This window comes from Flavobacterium sp. KBS0721, assembly GCF_002007065.3.
In the GTDB taxonomy this organism is placed as follows: domain Bacteria; phylum Bacteroidota; class Bacteroidia; order Flavobacteriales; family Flavobacteriaceae; genus Flavobacterium; species Flavobacterium piscis.
This window is the reverse complement of the sequence record NZ_CP042170.1, coordinates 1,756,362-1,776,823: the sequence shown is the minus strand read 5'-3', so window position 1 is coordinate 1,776,823 and position 20,462 is coordinate 1,756,362. Positions and strand designations below refer to the sequence as shown.

The following is a 20,462-nucleotide window of genomic DNA, read 5'->3' as shown; positions in this document are numbered from 1 at the left end:
AAAAGCTGTCAACTGATACTGAAAACTGCTAACTAAAATCCCCCGGGTTCAATACCTGTTAAAAAATATTGTTTAATCCATCTGTAGATAAGATTTTAGACTTTAGACTTAAGATTTTAGATTTTTTTGAATCTATACTCTTCTCTCTTTTTTCTATTTTCTGAAAAAACAGATAAAAATTTACAGTGTGAATAAAGAATTAATCATTAGATCTAGTTCTGAAGCCGTAGATTTTGCCTTATTAAAAGATGGAAAACTAATTGAATTGCACAAGGAAGAAGAGAAAAGCAACTTTCAGGTTGGTGATATTTTTATTGCCAAAATACGAAAACCAGTTGCTGGACTTAACGCTGCTTTTGTAAATGTAGGCTTCGAAAAAGATGCCTTTTTACATTATCACGATTTAGGACCTAACTTAGCTTCCCAACTGAAATTCATAAAACTTGTAAGCGCAGGTAAAATAAAAGATTTCTCCCTAAAAACCTTTCAGTTTGAAAAAGAGATTGACAAAGATGGCATCATTACTGATATTTTAAGTGCCAATCAATCTGTTTTAGTTCAAGTTGTAAAAGAACCTATATCGACCAAAGGCCCAAGGATAAGCGCTGAGCTTTCATTGGCAGGAAGATTTATTGTTCTCGTTCCATTTTCTGACCGTGTTTCTATTTCTCAAAAAATAGAAGACAAAAAAGAAAAGGACCGACTAAAAAAACTTGTTCTATCGATCAAACCTAAAGGATTTGGTGTTATTGTTCGCACAGTAGCCGAAGGCAAAAACGTAGCCGAATTAGAAAAAGATTTGCAGAACCTGCTTGGCAGATGGACTGCAATGTGTAAAAAATTACCAACTGCTCATCATCCATCAAAAGTATTAGGAGAGCTTAACAGAGCTTCTTCGATATTAAGAGATGTATTTAATGATACCTTTAGCGGTATTCAGATAGATGACGAAGAGTTGTTCCACCAAACGAAGGAATATCTGCAAGAAATTGCACCTTCAAAACAATCGATTGTAAAGTTTTATCAATCAAACGACACTCCAATTTTCGAGAAATACAATATAGAGAGACAAATCAAAACTTCATTTGGACGTACCGTTTCCATGAGTAAAGGCGCCTATCTTATTATCGAACACACTGAAGCTCTTCACGTTATAGACGTAAATAGTGGAAACCGTTCGAATAAGGCGACTAACCAGGAAGATACTGCCATGGAAGTAAATATGATTGCTGCCGCTGAAATTGCCAGACAACTTCGTTTGCGTGATATGGGCGGAATAATCGTAATTGATTTTATCGATATGTCTAATCCTGAAAACAGGAAAGTCCTGTTCGACTTCTTGCGAGAAGAAATGAGCGACGATAAAGCAAAACATAAAATCTTACCGCCTAGTAAATTTGGTTTGGTCCAAATTACCAGACAACGCGTAAGACCTGAAGTAAATATTAAAACCAGAGAAGAAGATCCAAACAATGAGCATGGCGAAATTGAAGCGCCAATTTTAATCATTGATAAAATCGCACTGGATTTAGACAGACTTTTAAAAACCCACAAGGGTGTTGTACTTAATGTACATCCGTTTGTGGCTGCATACCTCAGTAAAGGTTTTCCATCATTACGTTCAAAATGGTTTTTTGAACATAAGAAATGGGTGAAAATCATACCTCGTGACGCTTACACGTACTTAGAATACCATTTCTATGATAAAAAAGGAAATGCTATTTCAGAATAAAATAAAACCGCCTCTCGAAAGATTGGCGGTTTTTTTATGGCTTTTTTTGCGTTTTTTTTCGCCACGAATTCACGAATTTAATGTTATAATAATTCGTGAATTGCTTCGCCAATTCGCTATCGCTCGGGTCGTGGCGATTTTTTAATGCAATTTTCGTCCCTTGCTTGGAATTTGGAATTTCTAAATTGGAATTTCTAAATTGGAATTTTTAAAATTTTATTCCCTCACAATTTCAATTTTTCTTCTAATTTCATTTCCAAAAGCATCCACAACCGTAATATAATGTATTCCTGTAGTTGGAGAAATAGGCAACTCATGAAACGTTTTTGTTGTGGCTTTATAAACATCATCAACATACCAAAACAATTCTTTATCTCGCTCAGAATAAGCTACTTTGAGAATTACAGGTTGCACTTCGCTATTAAAATTCTTCGTTAAATAAATTTTGCTGTTTGCTTTGGGATAAATAAAATCCATAGTTGTTGTTTGAGTTCCCTGACAATCTTCTTTAAAAGGCGGCAAGGGCAAATACTCAATATGCTGGCTTTTATAATACCAAGCCATTACAGGTGGCAAAACAAACCAATTTTTGGTAACTATATTATCAATACTTTCGCAACTACTATTGACCTGAAATTTTTCGGTTTTATCTAAATGAATCTTTTTATGATAAGGACAAACCGCTGTAGATTTTCCTTTTTTAGGAACCCATTGTTTAATTTTAGGACATTCTTCTTTAGCCAAATAACCGCTTAAGCGACAAACCTCAACTTCATCAAGATCTTTATAAGGCGTTTGAAACCATCTTTCTCTCGGTAACAAATTGAATACATCAAATAAAATGGGAGCGGCACTTGTAACTCCCGTTAGAGTTGGTCTTCCCTCGCCCGTTGCATTTCCAACCCAAATTCCCACTACATATTTAGAGTTTGTACCAATTGCCCAGGCATCGCGATTTCCAAAACTGGTTCCGGTTTTCCATGCAATTTTCAACGAGCTGTCATAAAACTTCCAGGCTTCATCTCCTTCCGGTCGGTTTACTTCTTCCATTGCATTATACATCAGCCAAATCGATCCCGCGCCTAATATATTTTTCTGATCTGTTTCTGATCCAAAATCAGGTTCAAAATCGTTTCTGTAATTGAGTTCCGTGAATTCTTTAGTTCGGTATTTTGCATTATTTTTAGTGTAATGATTCACCGTAGAAGATAGATTAGCATACGTTCGGCATAAATCCCATAGATTACTTTCGGCACCACCCAAAATAAGCGATAATCCGTAATGGTCCGGCGTTTTATTAATATCCCTTAATTTAAATTTCTGTAATTCTTCATAAAATTTATTCACACCAAAATCCTGAAGCATCAAAACTGCCGGAATATTCAATGACCTTGACAAAGCACGATGTGCAGGAACAGCTCCATCAAAAGTTAAATTAAAATTTTGCGGAGTATAACCTGAAATTTGCGTTGGAATATCGGCTACCAAAGTATTCGGTAATAATTCGCCATCATCCAGCATTGCAGCATATAAAAGAGGCTTAAGAATACTGCCCGTACTTCTTGGCGCATCAATAATATCAACATCTTTCTGGTGATCCCGATCTGTTGGAGCATTACCTACATAACTCATCACATTTCGATTCGAAACATCAATTACCAAAATCGCCAGATTATTAACTTCATTTTGCTTGTATTGATTGTAATAATATCTCGCAATTTGATTGACTCTATTCTGCAAAGCATAATCAATTGTTGTTTTTACACGTGTTCCTTCATCTTCTTTCGCCACTCGTTGCAATAAATGCGGTGCAATTTGAGGCAAATCATATGGTTTTTGAGGCAATGGCTCTTCTATCGCAAGTTCATATGTTTGTTTATCAATTACTCCTTCCTGATGTAGCTTTAGTAAAAGTCGATTACGTTTATTCAACAACTTTATCTGATTTTTACCCGGATAAATCAAACTCGGCGCATTAGGCAAAACAGCCAGAACCGCACTTTCCGCCCATGACAATTGATTGGATTGTACCCCGAAATAACGCCATGAAGCCATTTCAAGTCCCACTACATTTCCTCCAAAAGGAGCATGCGCAGCATACAATTCGAGAATTTCATTCTTAGAATATCCTAATTCTAATCGCGTTGCCTTGATAATTTCGATAAACTTTTCGAAATACGTTCTTCCCTTTCCTTTTCGGGATAAACGAATAACTTGTTGGGTTAATGTACTTCCTCCTCTTACGACTTTCCCTGCTTTTCTATTTTGTTTGATCGCGTTTACCATCGCAATCGGATTAAATCCTGGATGTTGATAAAAGTATTCGTCTTCAAAATAAACAATACATTTCTTGAATTTATCTGGAACGCTATCCTGAGCAGGAAAACGCCATTGCCCGTCGCGAGCAATTTTAGCTCCTAATAATTCTCCTTCTTTACTTTCTATAACGGTAGAATAAGGTTCCTGAAACAACGTTCGGGGTATAGAGAAATAATAAATCAGCAAGAGCGTAAACGCAATTGCTGATTTTATTTTATTCTCTTTAATCCAATTTATAATGCGTTTTGAGAACGCTATAAGTTTATTTTTCAAAGCTTTTAATTTTGGCCCACGGATTTTACGGATTAAACGGGTTTTCACAGATCAATTTTAAATAAAATTCTGAATCCAAAACTAAAAACCAGTGTAAATCCGTTTAATCCGTAAAACCCGTGGGCCATTTTATTTCCTATTTCACCACCTCAACCCAGAATCCTTTTGTTCTGGCCAGGAATGTGTTATCGTACATCGCTTCGCATTGTAATCCAGGCAAATAATAATTCCCTAGATAAGATGCATTTAATAAGATTCTAAATACTTTAGTTTCTCTGGATTTTAATCCAAAATAGAAATTAGTTCTGTCATCTCGAATATCAATATAGTCTGCCACATTATTTGTGGCGTCTCCATAATCTGTAAAGCGAGTATTTACGATTTCGAATCCTGAAGGTAAAATTTGCGATAAGGCTACATTTTGAACACTTTCGTTTCTTTGGTTTTTAACCGTAACCTCAGCAACAAATTCAGTTCCCTGATTTATTTTCGAAACGTTGATAACGCCGCCTTTTCTGTTTTTGAAAACGATAGCAGCCGAAACATCACTTTGGACTACATTTTCCTGTCCGATTGGCAATATCCCTGTATTCAGAACACGAACATAGATCGTATTGCTTTTATTATTTTTTAAAGTAATACTATTAGAACCTGTTTGCACAACTAAACTTCTGTCTGCAATTGTTTTTTGAGTACTTATCGTTTCCCCTTTTCCATTTTTACTAAACTGAATATTAATTCCTTTAGGGCCATTACTTGCAGCAAATTTCGACATCGCATACAAACAATAAGCAGTAGTTTGCGTACTCATCCATTGGTTATTAGACATTTCTTTAGCTAATTTTGAAGCCATCGAGAATGCTTTTTGTTTTTGGTCTAAAAGCAACATTGTTTCTAAAGCCATTGCTCGATTTCTTTCGCTTGAACCATAATAGTAATAATTATAATCACTTGATTCACTATCAATACTTGTACGCAATAATAAATTTTGTCCGGCTGATTTTTGTCCGGCCAAAACATACGCTGCAGCCAAACGAAGCTTACTTTCGTTCGAAATACCTTTTGTTTCTCGTAATCTATTCATTGAAGATAAATCGGCATTTCCAGCTAAAGCCAGTGTATATAAACGATAAGCCTGCGCTAAATCATTACCGTATTTTTGCTCAAAACGCCATTGTTTCGCTTCTTTTTGCTGATACGAAGTCCATTTTGATTTAAAGTTTATTGGCAAAACATACCCTTTTTTCTCTGCTTCAATCAGGAAATGTCCGGCATATGAAGTTCCCCAATCATCGGCAATTGTATTTCCCTGCCAATAAGGTAATCCTCCATTCGATAATTGAAAACTGCCTAATCTTGCAATTCCTGCTGTGATATTTTTTTGAATAAGTTCTTTTCTGGTCGCATCTAAATCGACAACATCATTCAGAAATAATTGCGGAAAGACAGATGAAGTCGTTTGCTCGACACATCCATGTGGATATTGAATTAAAAACTGTAATCTTCCGTTCAAATTGATTGTTGGCATTGACGAAACCTCTAATCTTGCCTTATTACTTCCTGACACTCCAAAGGTTTTCCATGAAATAGTTTTAGTACTATTTGGAGGTAAAATAACATCTGTATACGTACTTGTAAGCGGATTAGGGTTTGTCATGTCAATTTCAACATCATAAACCGATCTTTCGTTTCCTGAAGTGGCAATAACCTGAACTTTTGCAATTCCGGTTGCCGAACCTACAACTAAATTAAAATAAGCCATTTTTTCGTCAGGTTGTGCAAACGTCAATCTTTGAGTAGCGCTTCCCATTACTTTTAATCCAGGGCTGGTTTTAATCTGAATTGAAACATTTTTAATCTTACTTTCTGTAGCAAAAACCGTAACAGGAAGAGTCACTTTTTCTGATGGTGAAATCTTTCTTGGCAACGAAGCCAATACCATTAGCGGACTACGAACCGGAGTTGCTTTTTCTACACTTCCATATGCACTTGTGCTGGCATCACCTGCAACCACCATAGTTCTAACCGAACCAATGTATTTTGGCAATTTTAACTGATGTGATTTCGTTTGTCCTTTTTCTAATTTAAATGGACCGTAATACAACACAACAGGTTTAAAACGGTTTGCTTTTTTAGCTTTTCCACCGCCTAAATCCTGATCTCCACCAATACTGAAAATCTGATTTATTTTTCCGCCATAAGCACCTATTACATCATCATAAATATCCCATGTTTTTACTCCCAAAGCTTCTCGAACATAGAAACTATCCCAGGCATTTGGTGTTTTAAAACGGGTTAAATCCAATAATCCTTCGTCAACAACTGCAATTGTATAGGTCATTTCTTTACCTGTTTTCTCCCCTACTTTTACTGTAAAAGTTTGTTCAGGTTTTAATACATCCGGCATTGAAAGTGTTGGTACCAGAATGGTATTTTTATCAACAACTTCAATAGGCACGATACCGTACATACGAATTGGCGAATCATTTTTAGTCGAAGCGTGTGGCTGTAAAAGTGTAATATTAAAATACACGTTTGGAGCCATCGCCGCCGTAATCGGAATTTCAACCTTAGTTTCTCCTTTTTGAGTCTTTGCCCAAATTGTTTGTACTACTCTTGATCCGTTTTCGATCGAAATTAAAGCGCGGCCACCTTCACTTGACGGGAAAGAGATCTGGGCTTTTTCGCCTACTGCGTAATTATGTTTATCTGTTGAGAATACTAACATATTTGCTGTCGAAGCATCTCTGTTACGCGTTTTTCCGGACCATATTGGCCAGTCTATATTTACAGTCAATGATGTTGCATGACCACTTGTATCATCTGAAACGCGAATTAAGTAACGCCCCCACTCTTCATCGGTTAGCTCAAATTCAAAACTTCCTTTTCCACTGGAATCGGTGTCAATTATGGTAGATTTATAAGACGTTGTTGAGTTTGATGAATTATAATTAGACAAATTATCACTTGAAGAATCCCACCACCATCGCCAATCTACTTTGTAAATTCTTACTTCAAGATTTTTAACCGCTTTTGGTCTTCCGTTTTCATCAACAGTAACTACCTCAAAGCGATTTTTTGCTCTTGTTTCCAGCATTCCGTATTTATTAGGTTCAGGAGATTTAATACCCACATACGTTTTATACGGAGAATAGGTTGTAGAGATAACATCTGTACTAAAATCACCTCCTTCTTCATATACTTTTGTAATGAATGAAGCGCGAAGCATTCCCGGCGCCTGACCTTGTAATTTAGGTTCTATATTTACCGTTGCTTTTCCGTTTTCGTTTAATTTCCCAGAGAAAACATTGATTTCTTCTGTACTAAATTTGCGTACCAAATCATCAAAACTAAATTTTTCATATCCTTTAAAAGTAGTGGTTTGTTGCGAAAACTTAGCCTGCATTTCTACGTTCAGGTTTTTCGCAATAGCGCCATGAAGCCAGGTAACTTCAAGATTACTCGTGTTTGGATACGAAGAAGAAAGTGTTTTTCTGGAGAAATTATTTTTTATCTTCAAACGATTTGGCTTGATCGTTTCGATTTTAATACTCTTATAAAACTTAGCTCCACCTACGCTTATCATGGCTTCCCAATTTCCTGTTGGCGCCTCTGCACTTGTAGGCACCACAAACGAATAATGATTTAATTCGTTCGTTCTCTGAATTGTTTGATAGGTCGTTTTTCCGTTAGGATCATTCAATCTAAATTTTATAGGATGAGATTTCGGAAGTTTATTCGCAGCATCATTCAAAATAAAAGACAAATACAAATTATCTCCGGGACGCCAAACGCCGCGCTCTCCATAAATAAATCCTTTTAGTCCTTTTTGCAGAGTCTCACCTGCAACATCAAAATTACTTACGGATAACGAAAGTCCATCATCAAGCTTAACATAAGTAGACTGATCACCCAAAGTAACAATGGCAAAATAAGCGAATTTATCTAATTGAAATGAAGCAATTCCTTCGCTGCTCGTAGCACCAGTTGTTATTTTTTGCTGCTGATACGTATACAAATCAACTCTGGCATTCGAAACCGGTTCTGTAGTTACGATATTATTTACGGCAAACAAATACGATTTATTCTCGCCTCTTTTTGCAATAACACCTAAATCTGTAGCTAAGATATTGGTAGCAATTTTGGCATTATAATAAAACGAGTTTGTACACGGATTTTCACTTTCTCTCCAGTCATAATCTCCGTAATCGTACTCGTAATCATCATACGAATTGCCGCTATAATTTACATCATTTTCATCAACTTCTTCTTCGTCTTCATTACTATCATCTGTTTCAGAAGTTTCGCATTTATAGAGCGAATATTTCTTTTTATACACAAATTCTACTCTATAAATTGCTCCAGGTTCCGGCGTAATTATTTTAGATAAATCTAATGCAAAAGTGTTCCATCTGGTAGGATTTATTAAACCGCTCTCATTTAACTTTAGTGTTGTTTTTGCAATTGGCTGCGCCACTTTTTTAAGATTCTGACTTCCATTTAATTGATTATATTGAAGAAACTGAAGAATATTATTTTTATAAATTTTATAAACCTTTACATCAACAGCACTTAAGTTTACAGCTTCAAAATTCAGTTTTAAGTTATTCGAACTCGGTAAAATTGTTCCATTTTTAATAAAGCGAACACTTGGTTTTATTTGATCGAAAGTAATTTTCTCCGTGTAATTCGAGTCCATTTTTTTACCGTACTGGCTTTCGATTCCTTCAAAAACTTCCAGCAGTAATTCTCCCGTTATAACCGGTTCCGGTGTTTCATCAGGAACAACCTCAACTACTTCTTCAGCAACTGAATCTACAGCTACAGTAGCAGAATCTACTACAACTGATGAAGAATCCACACTAGCATATACTGGTTCTTGTACAACAACCGGAGCAGGAACTTCTTTTTTAGCTACAGCTTCATTATTAAAATACACTTTCAGGACATTTCCCTGAGTAGAAAATTTTAAATTATTGGCGTTCTGAATCGAAACCAAACCTTTAAAATCCTGACCTTTTTCTAATGGTTCCGAAAAATTAATCAAAACCGACTGATTACTTCCATCCGGAACATCAACTTTTACAATTTTAAACTCGTTAATACTTGTAATTGCATAATCTAATTGTCCTTTCTGATCGATATCAAAATCACTTCCGTCGTACGCTATTTCCAAATTTGTCGCTTCATCATAACGCTGAATACTATCAATTATAAAATTGAATTCTTTAGCAGTTCCTGATTTTTTTTCGAACTTAATTTTAAGATTATTTCCTTTCTGACTTGCCGAAACTAATTTTATAGCCGTGTCAATATCAATATTATCTGCCGTTTTAAGCACACAATTTAAATATTGATATTGCTTACTATACGACTGAATATCTATCGTATTAATTGTAAAATCCTGCTTGATTGTTTTTACCGTGAAGTTGAATTTAGAAAGCGCTGCCTCTTTCTCTTTTGGGAGTGTAATGAGTTTATCCAAGTTTAAAGTCACCTGATATTCTGTTCCCGGGTTTAACTTTTTTTCCGGAATAAAAGCAAGCGTATTGCTCGAAAGTGCAACTACTTTTCCGCGAATATTTGGCGAAATATCAAATAAATCATCGTCTAATTCCTGATTGACTTTCCAGTCTTTTTTATCGAAAGCCAAAACCACCCGAATATCAGATTCCGAGGAAACAATTCCCCCCGTAAAACTGACGATATAATCCTTAAATAGTGAAAAATCGGAATTGAAATCTGCCGCCGATTTTCTGCCACAGGACTGAAAAATAAAAAACACAAAAAATACGAGACTTAATCCTTTTACTTTCACTTTTATTAGAGTTAATGGTTAGAAAATTAGAAATGTAGTATGATTTACCGTTATAGTGATAATATCAAATTACAAATTAAATTAAGATAAATATAAAATATTTTCCTATTGCTTTAAGAAGAAAATTCTCTAATAATGATTATTTAACTTTTGTTGAAGTATTCCAAGAAGTTAAACAATAAATACACTATATTTCGTGCGATTTAACTTGTTATATAATGTCTAGCAGATCACAAAAATACTCCTCTGATAGTGAGTTCTTTATAAAGAACAAATCTGTAATTGTTTTTCTCTTTATTCTACCAGCATTTTTTATATTATTAGTTTTTTTTGATTGTTATGTTTTGCCCAATTCAAAAGCAACTGACAAAATAACTAATTATTTCGTAACAAGAGCAGGAGGAAAAAATGGTTCTACACCACAAAAAATTGCGTATCATTATAGTACTGAGAAAGGATTTACTTTTTCAACTGGAATTAATTACATTGAAGAAGACAATATTGAAATTGAGTATTCTTTACTATTTAAATCTGTAACAAAAGTTAAATCAAAATATAATAATTATTCGGATCTTCTTTCTAATGGTGTTAATATTCACGGAATTCAATTTTATCTTTGTTGCATATTTCTTTTTTCAACAGCAATAAGTTTAAAAATACTTCTCTCAAACAAGTTTTTTTCCGAAAACACATTTTACAACATGATCTGCTTTAACGGATTAATACTGTTTTTATGCTTTTATATGGCAATTTTATTCTAATAAAAAAACTTAAAGTTCTTCGCCAAGTTTAGACAAGACCTCATCCATCTCACTAAAATGTTCTTGAGAATTTGCTGCGTAAAACATTTGGTTCCCGCCCATAACTATAATAACTTCATCATCATAGTTTCCATAAAATTGTATTCCTTCAAGCCACTGTTTAAATGATACCATTTTGTCTGAATAATTTTTGATAATAAAATCCAGATCATTCGGCTCTATTTCATAAAATGTATTACTGGGAAATTCCAGCGCAAAACCAGCCTGAAGAAAAGCCATTGCAGTAAAAAAAACGGTTAAGGTTTCTGTTTCCAGTTTCCATGTTTTTTGATCCTCACTCATATAAACCGGCGGATCAGATTTCGACAAATCGTCTTTGTGAATTCCCCAAACACAAGCTCTTTGATTTTCAGAATAAAATATCAAATAATCGTCATGTTTGTAATATTGAAATCGCTCTGGTATAACTAATAAATCCTGAGTATGATTCAGATTTTGAATTTTCCCTAATTCAGTATAATAATCTGTGAATACTTTTGGAAGATCTCCAAATATATCTTTTACAACCTGAATTTCATCAGAAGCAAACCCACAAGATTCTGTAATATGAAATAGTTTTTTAATTGTAGAGAAATCGGTCATGTCATTAATTTATAAAAAATAATTCAACATATCTTACTTACGCTTCTCAATAAAAAAACGCTTCATTAAATCCGCCGCTTCATTTGCCATAATACCTGAAACTACAGTTGTTTTAGGGTGCAATTTTGTTCCCATGGCAATAAAACCGCGTTGTTCATCATGGGCGCCAAAAACAATTTTAGAAATCTGACTCCAGTACAAAGCACCTGCACACATTTGGCAAGGTTCGAGCGTAACATAAAGTGTACAATCTTTCAAATATTTTCCGCCCAGAAAGTTTGCGGCGGCAGTTATCGATTGCATTTCGGCATGAGCTGTAACATCATTCAGTAATTCGGTTAAATTATGACTGCTTGCAATTACTCTGTCTGCAACGACAATTATGGCACCAACAGGAATTTCGCCTTTCTCAAAAGCCATCTCAGCTTCCTGCAAAGCTTTTTTCATAAAATATTCGTCGGTGAAAGGATTTATCATAATCGCAAAAATAGAACTTTAGAATTTATTTTTATTATATTTAAATTTTGAAATTTAAATATGGAGCAAAAATTTAAATTAACAATTCCTGAACCTTGCCATGAAGACTGGGACAAGATGACTCCGAAAGACAATGGAAGATTTTGTTTGAGTTGTTCTAAAACCGTTGTTGATTTCACGGCAATGCTTCCGGAGGAAATTCAGCAGTATTTTATTTCACATAAAAATGTCTGTGGAAGACTTAAAAGTGAAAAGTTAAGCGAAATAAATATTCAGATTCCATCTCAAATATTACACAGCCAAATCCATTATCAAAAAATGTTTTTATTGGCACTTTTTATAGCTATGGGCACTACATTATTTAGTTGTCAAGACAAAGACGGAAATAAGAAAAAAATAGATACAATTGAAGTTGTAGAAGATGTCAAACCAGAACAACATGCTACTACTGGAATTATTTTGATGCCTATAGACAAACTTAACGCTGAAGAACATTCTCAATCTGAACAAGGGGAACCTCAATCTGGACATTACGGAATTATTTATAATTCAAATGATTTAGACATTGCAGCTGTTCCAAAAAATGGAATAAAAAAATTCAATTCTAATTTTTCAAAAAATCTTAACACATCAAAACAAGGAGAAATATCCGCTTTATTTGTAATTGAAGGCGACGGAAGTCTTAGCAATTTTAAAATACTTGAAAATACAACATCAGCAAGTGAAAAAGATATTATCAGAATTTTAGAAAAAACTCCAAATTGGATTCCCGGAAAACTAAAAAACAAAATTGTTCGATCAACTTACGTTTTACCGATTACAATTAAAAAGTAAAACACTGCTAATAAAACCTTACGTCCTAATTAAATTTAAAACCGTAAATTTGCTTTTTACCTTACAATGAAAAGCAACTTACTTTCCAATATATACAATCCAACTGATTTACGCTTATTAACCGAAGCGCAACTTCCTCAAATTGCCCAGGAATTGCGTCAATTTATTATTGATGTTGTTTCGGTAAAAGAAGGGCATTTGGGGGCAAGTCTTGGTGTTATTGAACTTACGATTGCTTTACATTATGTTTTTAATACGCCCGAAGATCAATTGGTTTGGGATGTTGGACATCAGGCTTACGGACATAAGATTTTGACCGAAAGAAGAGAAATCTTTCACACCAACAGGCAAATAGACGGCATTTCAGGTTTTCCAAAAAGAAGCGAAAGTATTTACGATGCATTTGGCGTTGGACACTCCTCTACTTCTATTTCTGCCGCACTCGGAATGGCGATTGCTTCTCAGCTAAAAGGAGATTTCGATAAACAACATATTGCAGTTATTGGTGATGCTTCTATCGCATCTGGAATGGCTTTTGAAGGTTTAAATCATGCCGGAGTTACAGATGCAAATTTACTGGTTATTCTAAATGATAATGCGATCGGGATTGATCCCAGCGTTGGTGCTCTCAAAAAATATCTTACTGCTGTAAAAGAGGGAAAGAATCCGAAGAAGAACAACATGATCAAGTCTCTTAACTTCGATTATTCGGGACCAATTGACGGGCATGATATTCCGACTTTAATAAAAGAATTAAAACGATTAAAAAAGATAAAAGGCCCTAAATTCCTTCATATTGTTACCACAAAAGGAAAAGGCCTGCAACAAGCTGAAGAAAATCAGGTAAAATATCATGCACCCGGGAAATTTGATGCTTCAACGGGAGAGATTATTTTAAAATCTGAAGAAAATTTACCTCCTAAATATCAGGATGTTTTTGGACTGACCATTTTGGATTTAGCCAGAAAAAACGATAAAATCATCGGAATTACGCCTGCAATGCCATCTGGTAGTTCTTTAAAGTTCATGATGGATGAAATTCCCAAACGTGCTTTTGATGTAGGAATTGCTGAGCAACATGCCGTGACGCTTGCTGCGGGAATGGTAACTCAAGGCATGATTGTGTATTGCACCATTTATTCTACTTTTTTACAACGTGCTTACGATCAGGTTATTCATGATGTAGCGTTACAAAACTTACCGGTTATTTTTTGTATAGATCGTGCAGGTTTGGTTGGCGAGGATGGAGCAACACATCATGGTGTTTTTGATATTGCTTATTTACGCGCCGTTCCAAACATCATTATCTATGCTCCAATTAATGAAATTGCGCTGCAAAACATTTTATATACTGCCCAATTAGGACTAAATCATCCCATTGCTATTCGATATCCGAGAGGTCGGGGCGTATTGCCAAATTGGGAAGTAGAAAATTTCGGACATTATGAAGAAATTATTATAGGACAGGCTAGTCAATTAAAATCCGGAACAAAAACCGCTGTTTTATCTACTGGTACAATTGGAAATAATGTTATCTTAGCCATTACTGAATGTGACAATTCTGAGACAATTGCACACTATGACTTTCCATTCATCAAACCACTAGATATCAAATCATTGAATAGTATATTTAGTACTTACAACAGGATTATCACGATTGAAGAAGGCACTATAAATGGAGGTTTTGGAAGTGCTGTTTTAGAGTTTGCGGCAAGAAATAATTATAAAAATAAAATAGAAATTTTAGGTGTTCCTGATCTGTTTATTGAGCAGGGAACCGCAGATCAATTACAACAATTATGCAAAATAGACGTTAAAAGTTTGATAAATCTTTTTTCAACCGATACAAAATAATTATTTTGCACTATTAAAAACTAATTCATAATGAAATTATTGCGTTCTACCCTTTTGCTTTTATTGCTTTTGTGTACCTCACATAACTTTGCTCAAATTATACAAACGACTTTAGCGCCTAATCAGCTGCCGCCACCACCTTCTAACTGGACTAAAAAAAATCAATTGGGATTTGACATTTCCGAAATCGCTTTTGTGAACTGGAGTGCGGGGGGAACAAGTTCGATCTCAGGTTTATTTAAGGGTGAATTTGGAAGAACTTATATCAAAGGAAATCATAAATGGGCGAACGAACTTATCGTAAAATATGGCTTAAATAAACAAGACGGGACGGAATTAAGAAAGACTGATGATGCCGTTATGCTGAATTCTACTTACGGATTTAGAAAAGATACGATTTCGAATTGGTATTATTCGGCTAAGTTTAATTTCAATACGCAGTTTACAAACGGATACAATTACCCAAACAGAGATATTGCTATTTCGAAACCTTTTGCACCAGCCTATGTATTTTTGGGAGCTGGAGCTGAAAACTCAAATAAAAAGAAAAACAGAACGTTTTACTTCTCTCCTATTACCTTAAAAACTACTTTGGTGTTAGATCAGGATTTGGCCAACCAAGGATCTTTTGGTGTTAAAAAAGCAATTTATGCTCCGGATCCTATGGATCCTAATTCTCAAATTATAGTTGAAAACGGACAAAAAGTAAAAGCGGAATTTGGTATTTTACTAACTGCATACATGAAAAACGAAATTTTCAAAAACATTTTCTACGAGAACAGATTAAGCTTATACACCGATTATTTAAACAAATTTGGGAATGTCGACGTAGATTATGATACTCGTTTAGATCTTGTTGTAAATGCTTATGTAAAAGCAAATATTGGTATTCATTTGGTATATGATGATGATATTAAAACAAAGAAAGACGTTGTTGACCCTACAACAGGATCAACTTCTCAGGTAAATGACGGGCCAAGAGCTCAGCTGAGACAGGTTTTGGGCGTAGGTTTAGTATATGCTTTTCAATAAAACAGTATCGCTATTAAGCAAAAAACACCCGATAGAAACAATTTCTATCGGGTGTTTTTTTTTATATCAAAAAGAAAAAAATATTTAATTCTTTTTTCTTCCGTTAATGGTTTCGAATAGTTCTAATGCGTTTCCATCCGTTAAAAGCGAAACGTAATGACAAATATGAAGCAAACGTTCGTATAAATTCTCTTTTTCTAATTGATGCTTTTCAGGCAACATTTTCAAAATTAATTTATCGTAGTTTGAAGCAGTGCCTTCGTATTTATTATTAAATGCAGTTATAAATTTATCCAGTAAAGTCTGAATGATTTGATAACCTACAATTTCTTTCTCTATAACCTCGCGGCTCTGATAAATTTTATCAACGCTTAAATTGATAATATCATTCATCTGTGCTTTGTATTTACTTTTATCGGTTAAAGCAAAAGGGAATTTTCCTGCCAGGATCGCTTCTTCATTTTCAATAAAAACATTTACGGCATCGTTGATCAAAGTTCCAATTGCAAGAGCACGCAAATAACTAATTCTATCTTCTTTGGTGGTTAAAGTTTTGTATTTGGCAACGCCAATATTATCTTTTACCAATTTTATTAAATATTCTAAAGCATAATCTTCAGATACTAATCCTAAATTTATTCCGTCTTCAAAGTCGATGATAGTATAACAAATATCATCTGCCGCTTCAACCAAATAAGCCAGAGGATGTCTTTCAAAACCAATATCATCTCCTGATTTATTGGCAATCATGCCCATATCTTTGGCTACCTCTTCAAAGAATGCTTTATCCGTCTGGAAGAAACCGTATTTTTTATCGGCGATATCATTTGTTGGTTTTTTAGGTAAGCTTTCTTTTGGATATTTCATAAAAGCACCTAAAGTCGCGTATGAAATTCTAAGACCGCCCTCAATTCCGGGACGACTTGCTGTAAGAACCGAAAATCCGTTTGCATTTCCCTCAAAATCAATTAAATCCTGCCATTGTTTGGCAGTTAACTGATCTTTATATTTTAATCCGTTTCCTATCGAAAAATATTCTCCAATGGCTTTTTCACCAGAATGCCCAAAAGGTGGATTTCCAATATCGTGTGCCAAAGAAGCAGCAGCTACAATAGCACCAAAATCATTCATATGATAGCCGTGAATTTCTTTTAAGTGAGGATATTTCTCAATGATTTTTTTTCCAACCAAACGTCCAAGAGAACGTCCTACAACCGAAACTTCTAAACTATGCGTAAGTCTAGTGTGTACAAAATCTATTTTAGAAAGCGGAATAACCTGTGTTTTATCCTGAAGTGATCGAAATGCAGCCGAAAAGATAATTCTATCATAATCAACCTCAAAACCCAGTCGGGTATCGTCTTGTTCTACACGTAATCTCTTGCTAGTATCGCCTTGGCGTTTGAGTGATAAAAGTTGTTCCCAGTTCATTTTTGTATTTTAGAATTCAGATTGTAGATTGTAGATTTCTCATCTAAGCGTCAAAAATACGTTTTATTTAGGATTTCATTCAACAAAATGTACTATTTAAAAGATAAACCTCCTGTATATTCGGGCTACACGCAACTTGCTACTTCAATATTACATTTTTGAAATATTTACTAAAAATAGCAAATGCTTCTGCTTTACTTTCTGCTGTTGGTGCTGCAGTATCTTTAAGTGCATAAGGCATATTAAGCAATTCCCATTTTTGAGATCCGAGCTGGTGAAACGGAATAATCTCTACGCGTCCAACCGTTTTATAATTGGTAAAATGTTGTCCCCATTCTTCCAGATATTGCGGTTGGTCTGTCCAGCCGGGAACTAGAACATATCTTAGCCACATTGGTTTTCCGGTAGATTCTCTATAAGCAGCAACTTCTAAGGTATTTTTGTTGGTTAAACCGGTTAATTTGTGATGTATCTCGTCATTAATGTGTTTGACATCCAATAACAAAAGATCCGTATTATCAAAAAGTTCCTGTGCCTGATGATTATTTAGTCTTCCGTTGGTATCCAGGCAGGTATTGATTCCCTGTTCGTGAAGCAATTTAAAAAAGTGCAGTAACTTATTTCTTTGGAGTAAAGGTTCTCCTCCGGAAACTGTAACTCCTCCGGTTTTACCAAAATAGCTTTTTTGGCGAACAGCTCTTTTTACTAATTCTTCTATTTCGACCAAAGAGCCTCCTTTTACATCGAGTGTGTCCGGATTCTGACAATACAAACACCTAAACTGACATCCCTGCGCAAATACAACCATTCGAATACCGGGACCATCATGAGTACCAAAGGTTTCGAGAGAGTGTATTCTTAAATGATCCGGATCATCAATGTTTAATTTAGCGGCTTCAATATCTTGTAATTGAAAATACATAATTTATATATTTTAAATAAATTTAAAAAAAAATAGGCTGACTACATTCCAGCCAACCTATTTTAACTTTACAATTCGCTCGATTTACATTGCTTCATGAAAAGTACGCGCTATAACTTCTAATTGATGCGCTCTTGATAATCTCACAAAATTAACAGCATAACCCGAAACTCTTATGGTCAATTGTGGATGATTTTCAGGATGATTATAAGCATCTTGAAGGGTTTCGCGATTTAATACATTTACATTTAAGTGATGTGCCATTTGCGCAAAATAACCATCTATGGTGTTTACCAAATTTGTTACCTGTTCTGCTCTGGTATCTCCTAATGATTTCGGAATCATTGAAAACGTGTTAGAAATACCATCTTGTGCATCATTGTAATCTAATTTTGCTACAGAATTTAATGAAGCAATTGCTCCACTACAATCACGACCATGCATTGGGTTTGCTCCTGGCGCAAAAGACTCACCATCTTTACGTCCGTCAGGAGTTGCTCCTGTATTGGTTCCGTACATTACATTCGAAGTAATCGTCAATAATGAAAGAGTTGGTGTTGCATTTTTATATGCAGTATGTTTTCTAAGCTCTTTGATAAAGAAAGCTGTAATTTCCTGAGCAATAGAATCTACTCTGTCATCATCATTACCAAACTTAGGATAATCACCCTCGATATTAAAATCTACTGTAATTCCGTTTTCATTTCTTACTGGTTTTACTTTAGCATATTTAATGGCAGATAACGAATCTGCAATAATTGAAATACCTGCAGCTCCATAAGCAATATCAACGTGCGGATCAGAGTCAATCATAGCCATCTGAGCTCTTTCGTAATAATACTTATCATGCATATAATGAATAATATACATTGATTTGGCATATACTCTGGCAACCTCTTTTAGCGTACGTTTAAATACATTGCTTACTACATTATAGTCTAATACTTCGTCGTGAATAAACGGAATATCTTTCATGATTAATGCTCCGCCACGTTCTTCTCTACCTCCGTTTAAAGCAATTAATAATGCTTTTGGCAAATTGGCACGTGCCCCAAAGTGCTGAATTGATTTACCAATTTCCTGATGCGATACACAACAAGCAATTCCGTAATCATCAGAACCTCTGTTTGGTCTCATCAAATCATCATTTTCGTATTGAATTGATGATGTATCAATTGATACTTGCGCACAGAAATCTTTAAATCCCTGCGGAAGATCATCTGACCATAAAACCGTTAAATTTGGTTCTGGAGAAGCTCCTAAATTATATAATGTCTGAAGGAATCTGAATGAAGTTTTGGTTACTTTCGTTCTTCCGTCATTAAACATACCTCCAATACATTCTGTTACCCAGGTTGGGTCTCCTCCAAAAATTTCATCATAAGCTCCAGGTCTTAAATGGCGCACCATTCTCAATTTCATTACAAACTGATCTACCAATTCCTGTGCTTCAAATTCTGAAATTAATCCTTCTTTAAGGTCTCTTTCTATATAAATATCAAGGAATGAAGATACGTTTCCTAAAGACATTGCGGCTCCATCTTGTTCTTTAACTGCAGCTAAATAAGCAAAATAAACCCATTGAACAGCTTCTTTTGCATTTTGCGCAGGAAGTGAAATATCAAAACCGTAATCAGCAGCCATTATAAGCATATCCTGCAAGGCACTAATTTGAGCCGAAATTTCTTCACGTAAACGAACTTTATGTTCCGTCATTTCACCGCCAACCTTATTATGATCTTCTCTTTTAAAAGCAATAAGCTGATTAACCCCATATAAGGCCATACGACGGAAATCACCAATGATACGTCCGCGGGCATAATTATCAGGTAAACCTGTCAATATATGTTTAGAACGATAATCCCTAATTTCTTTATCATAAGCATCAAAAACTTTTTCGTTATGATTTTTAGCGTAGTTAAAAATATCGATTACACGATCAGAAACTTGCAATCCTCTTTCTTTTACAGCAGATTCAACCAATTTAATACCTCCAAAAGGTTTCATTGCTCGTTTCAACAATAGATCTGTTTGCAAACCTACAACCACTTCATCTTCTTTATTAATGTAGCCTGGCTTAAATGCATTAATTGTTGAGATTGTTTCTACATCTATGGCTGAACATCCGTTATTTGCTCGTTCTTTTAATAAAGCCTCTTTACAGATATTCCATAAATTGGTAGTTTTTGCAGATGGTCCCGATAAAAAAGAAGAATCCCCTTCATAAGGAGTAATGTTTTTTAAAACAAAATCCTGAACGTTCACTGATGCCCCCCATTTTCCGGGTGTAAATACCATTTTTTCGACACTTGCTTTCATAACTCAAAATAATTTAATTGCGTTTATTATATACTCAAATTTAGACAC

Annotated in this window: 11 protein-coding genes; 4 read left to right on the top strand and 7 right to left on the bottom strand. The window is 34.9% G+C overall.

Annotation, left to right across the window (positions count from 1 at the left end; genetic code table 11):
* Positions 1-187: 187 nt before the first annotated feature.
* The gene (locus B0M43_RS07815; protein WP_065448114.1) at positions 188-1,732 is read left to right on the top strand and encodes a ribonuclease E/G; all 1,545 of its coding nucleotides are present in this window, start codon (positions 188-190) and stop codon (positions 1,730-1,732) included.
* A gap of 216 nt (positions 1,733-1,948) precedes the next feature.
* Here the strand turns inward: B0M43_RS07815 and pbpC are convergent, their stop codons facing one another.
* The 4 genes from pbpC to B0M43_RS07795 all read right to left on the bottom strand — a co-directional run bounded on the left by pbpC (position 1,949) and on the right by B0M43_RS07795 (position 12,022).
* Entirely contained in the window at positions 1,949-4,324 is a 2,376-nt protein-coding gene (gene pbpC / locus B0M43_RS07810; protein ID WP_078006956.1) for a penicillin-binding protein 1C, read from the bottom strand.
* Positions 4,325-4,460: 136 nt separating this feature from the next.
* The gene (locus tag B0M43_RS07805) at positions 4,461-10,142 is read right to left on the bottom strand and encodes an alpha-2-macroglobulin (protein ID WP_078006257.1); all 5,682 of its coding nucleotides are present in this window, start codon (positions 10,140-10,142) and stop codon (positions 4,461-4,463) included.
* 770 nt (positions 10,143-10,912) lie between these two features.
* Entirely contained in the window at positions 10,913-11,545 is a 633-nt protein-coding gene (locus B0M43_RS07800; RefSeq protein WP_078006259.1) for a hypothetical protein, read from the bottom strand.
* 33 nt (positions 11,546-11,578) lie between these two features.
* Positions 11,579-12,022, bottom strand: coding sequence for a nucleoside deaminase (locus B0M43_RS07795; protein WP_078006260.1), 444 nt, complete (start codon positions 12,020-12,022; stop codon positions 11,579-11,581).
* Between the two features lie 60 nt (positions 12,023-12,082).
* Here B0M43_RS07795 and B0M43_RS07790 point away from each other — a divergent pair, with 60 nt between their 5' ends.
* The 3 genes from B0M43_RS07790 (at position 12,083) to B0M43_RS07780 (ending at position 15,742) form a co-directional block, all read left to right on the top strand.
* On the top strand, positions 12,083-12,856 hold the full coding sequence (locus B0M43_RS07790) for a hypothetical protein (RefSeq protein ID WP_078006261.1): 774 nt from the start codon (positions 12,083-12,085) through the stop codon (positions 12,854-12,856).
* Between the two features lie 66 nt (positions 12,857-12,922).
* Positions 12,923-14,710, top strand: coding sequence for a 1-deoxy-D-xylulose-5-phosphate synthase (locus tag B0M43_RS07785; protein WP_078006262.1), 1,788 nt, complete (start codon positions 12,923-12,925; stop codon positions 14,708-14,710).
* 30 nt (positions 14,711-14,740) lie between these two features.
* Positions 14,741-15,742 (top strand): DUF3078 domain-containing protein, encoded by a 1,002-nt coding sequence (locus B0M43_RS07780; protein ID WP_078006263.1) that lies wholly within the window; start codon positions 14,741-14,743, stop codon positions 15,740-15,742.
* Between the two features lie 84 nt (positions 15,743-15,826).
* Here B0M43_RS07780 and B0M43_RS07775 read toward each other — a convergent pair whose 3' ends face one another.
* The 3 genes from B0M43_RS07775 to pflB all read right to left on the bottom strand — a co-directional run bounded on the left by B0M43_RS07775 (position 15,827) and on the right by pflB (position 20,414).
* On the bottom strand, positions 15,827-17,173 hold the full coding sequence (locus B0M43_RS07775) for a deoxyguanosinetriphosphate triphosphohydrolase (RefSeq protein WP_065448121.1): 1,347 nt from the start codon (positions 17,171-17,173) through the stop codon (positions 15,827-15,829).
* 139 nt (positions 17,174-17,312) lie between these two features.
* Positions 17,313-18,095: a pyruvate formate-lyase-activating protein gene (gene pflA, locus B0M43_RS07770; protein WP_078006264.1), complete on the bottom strand. Its 783-nt coding sequence runs from the start codon at positions 18,093-18,095 to the stop codon at positions 17,313-17,315.
* A gap of 84 nt (positions 18,096-18,179) precedes the next feature.
* Positions 18,180-20,414 (bottom strand): formate C-acetyltransferase, encoded by a 2,235-nt coding sequence (gene pflB / locus B0M43_RS07765; protein ID WP_078006265.1) that lies wholly within the window; start codon positions 20,412-20,414, stop codon positions 18,180-18,182.
* Positions 20,415-20,462 lie beyond the last annotated feature (48 nt).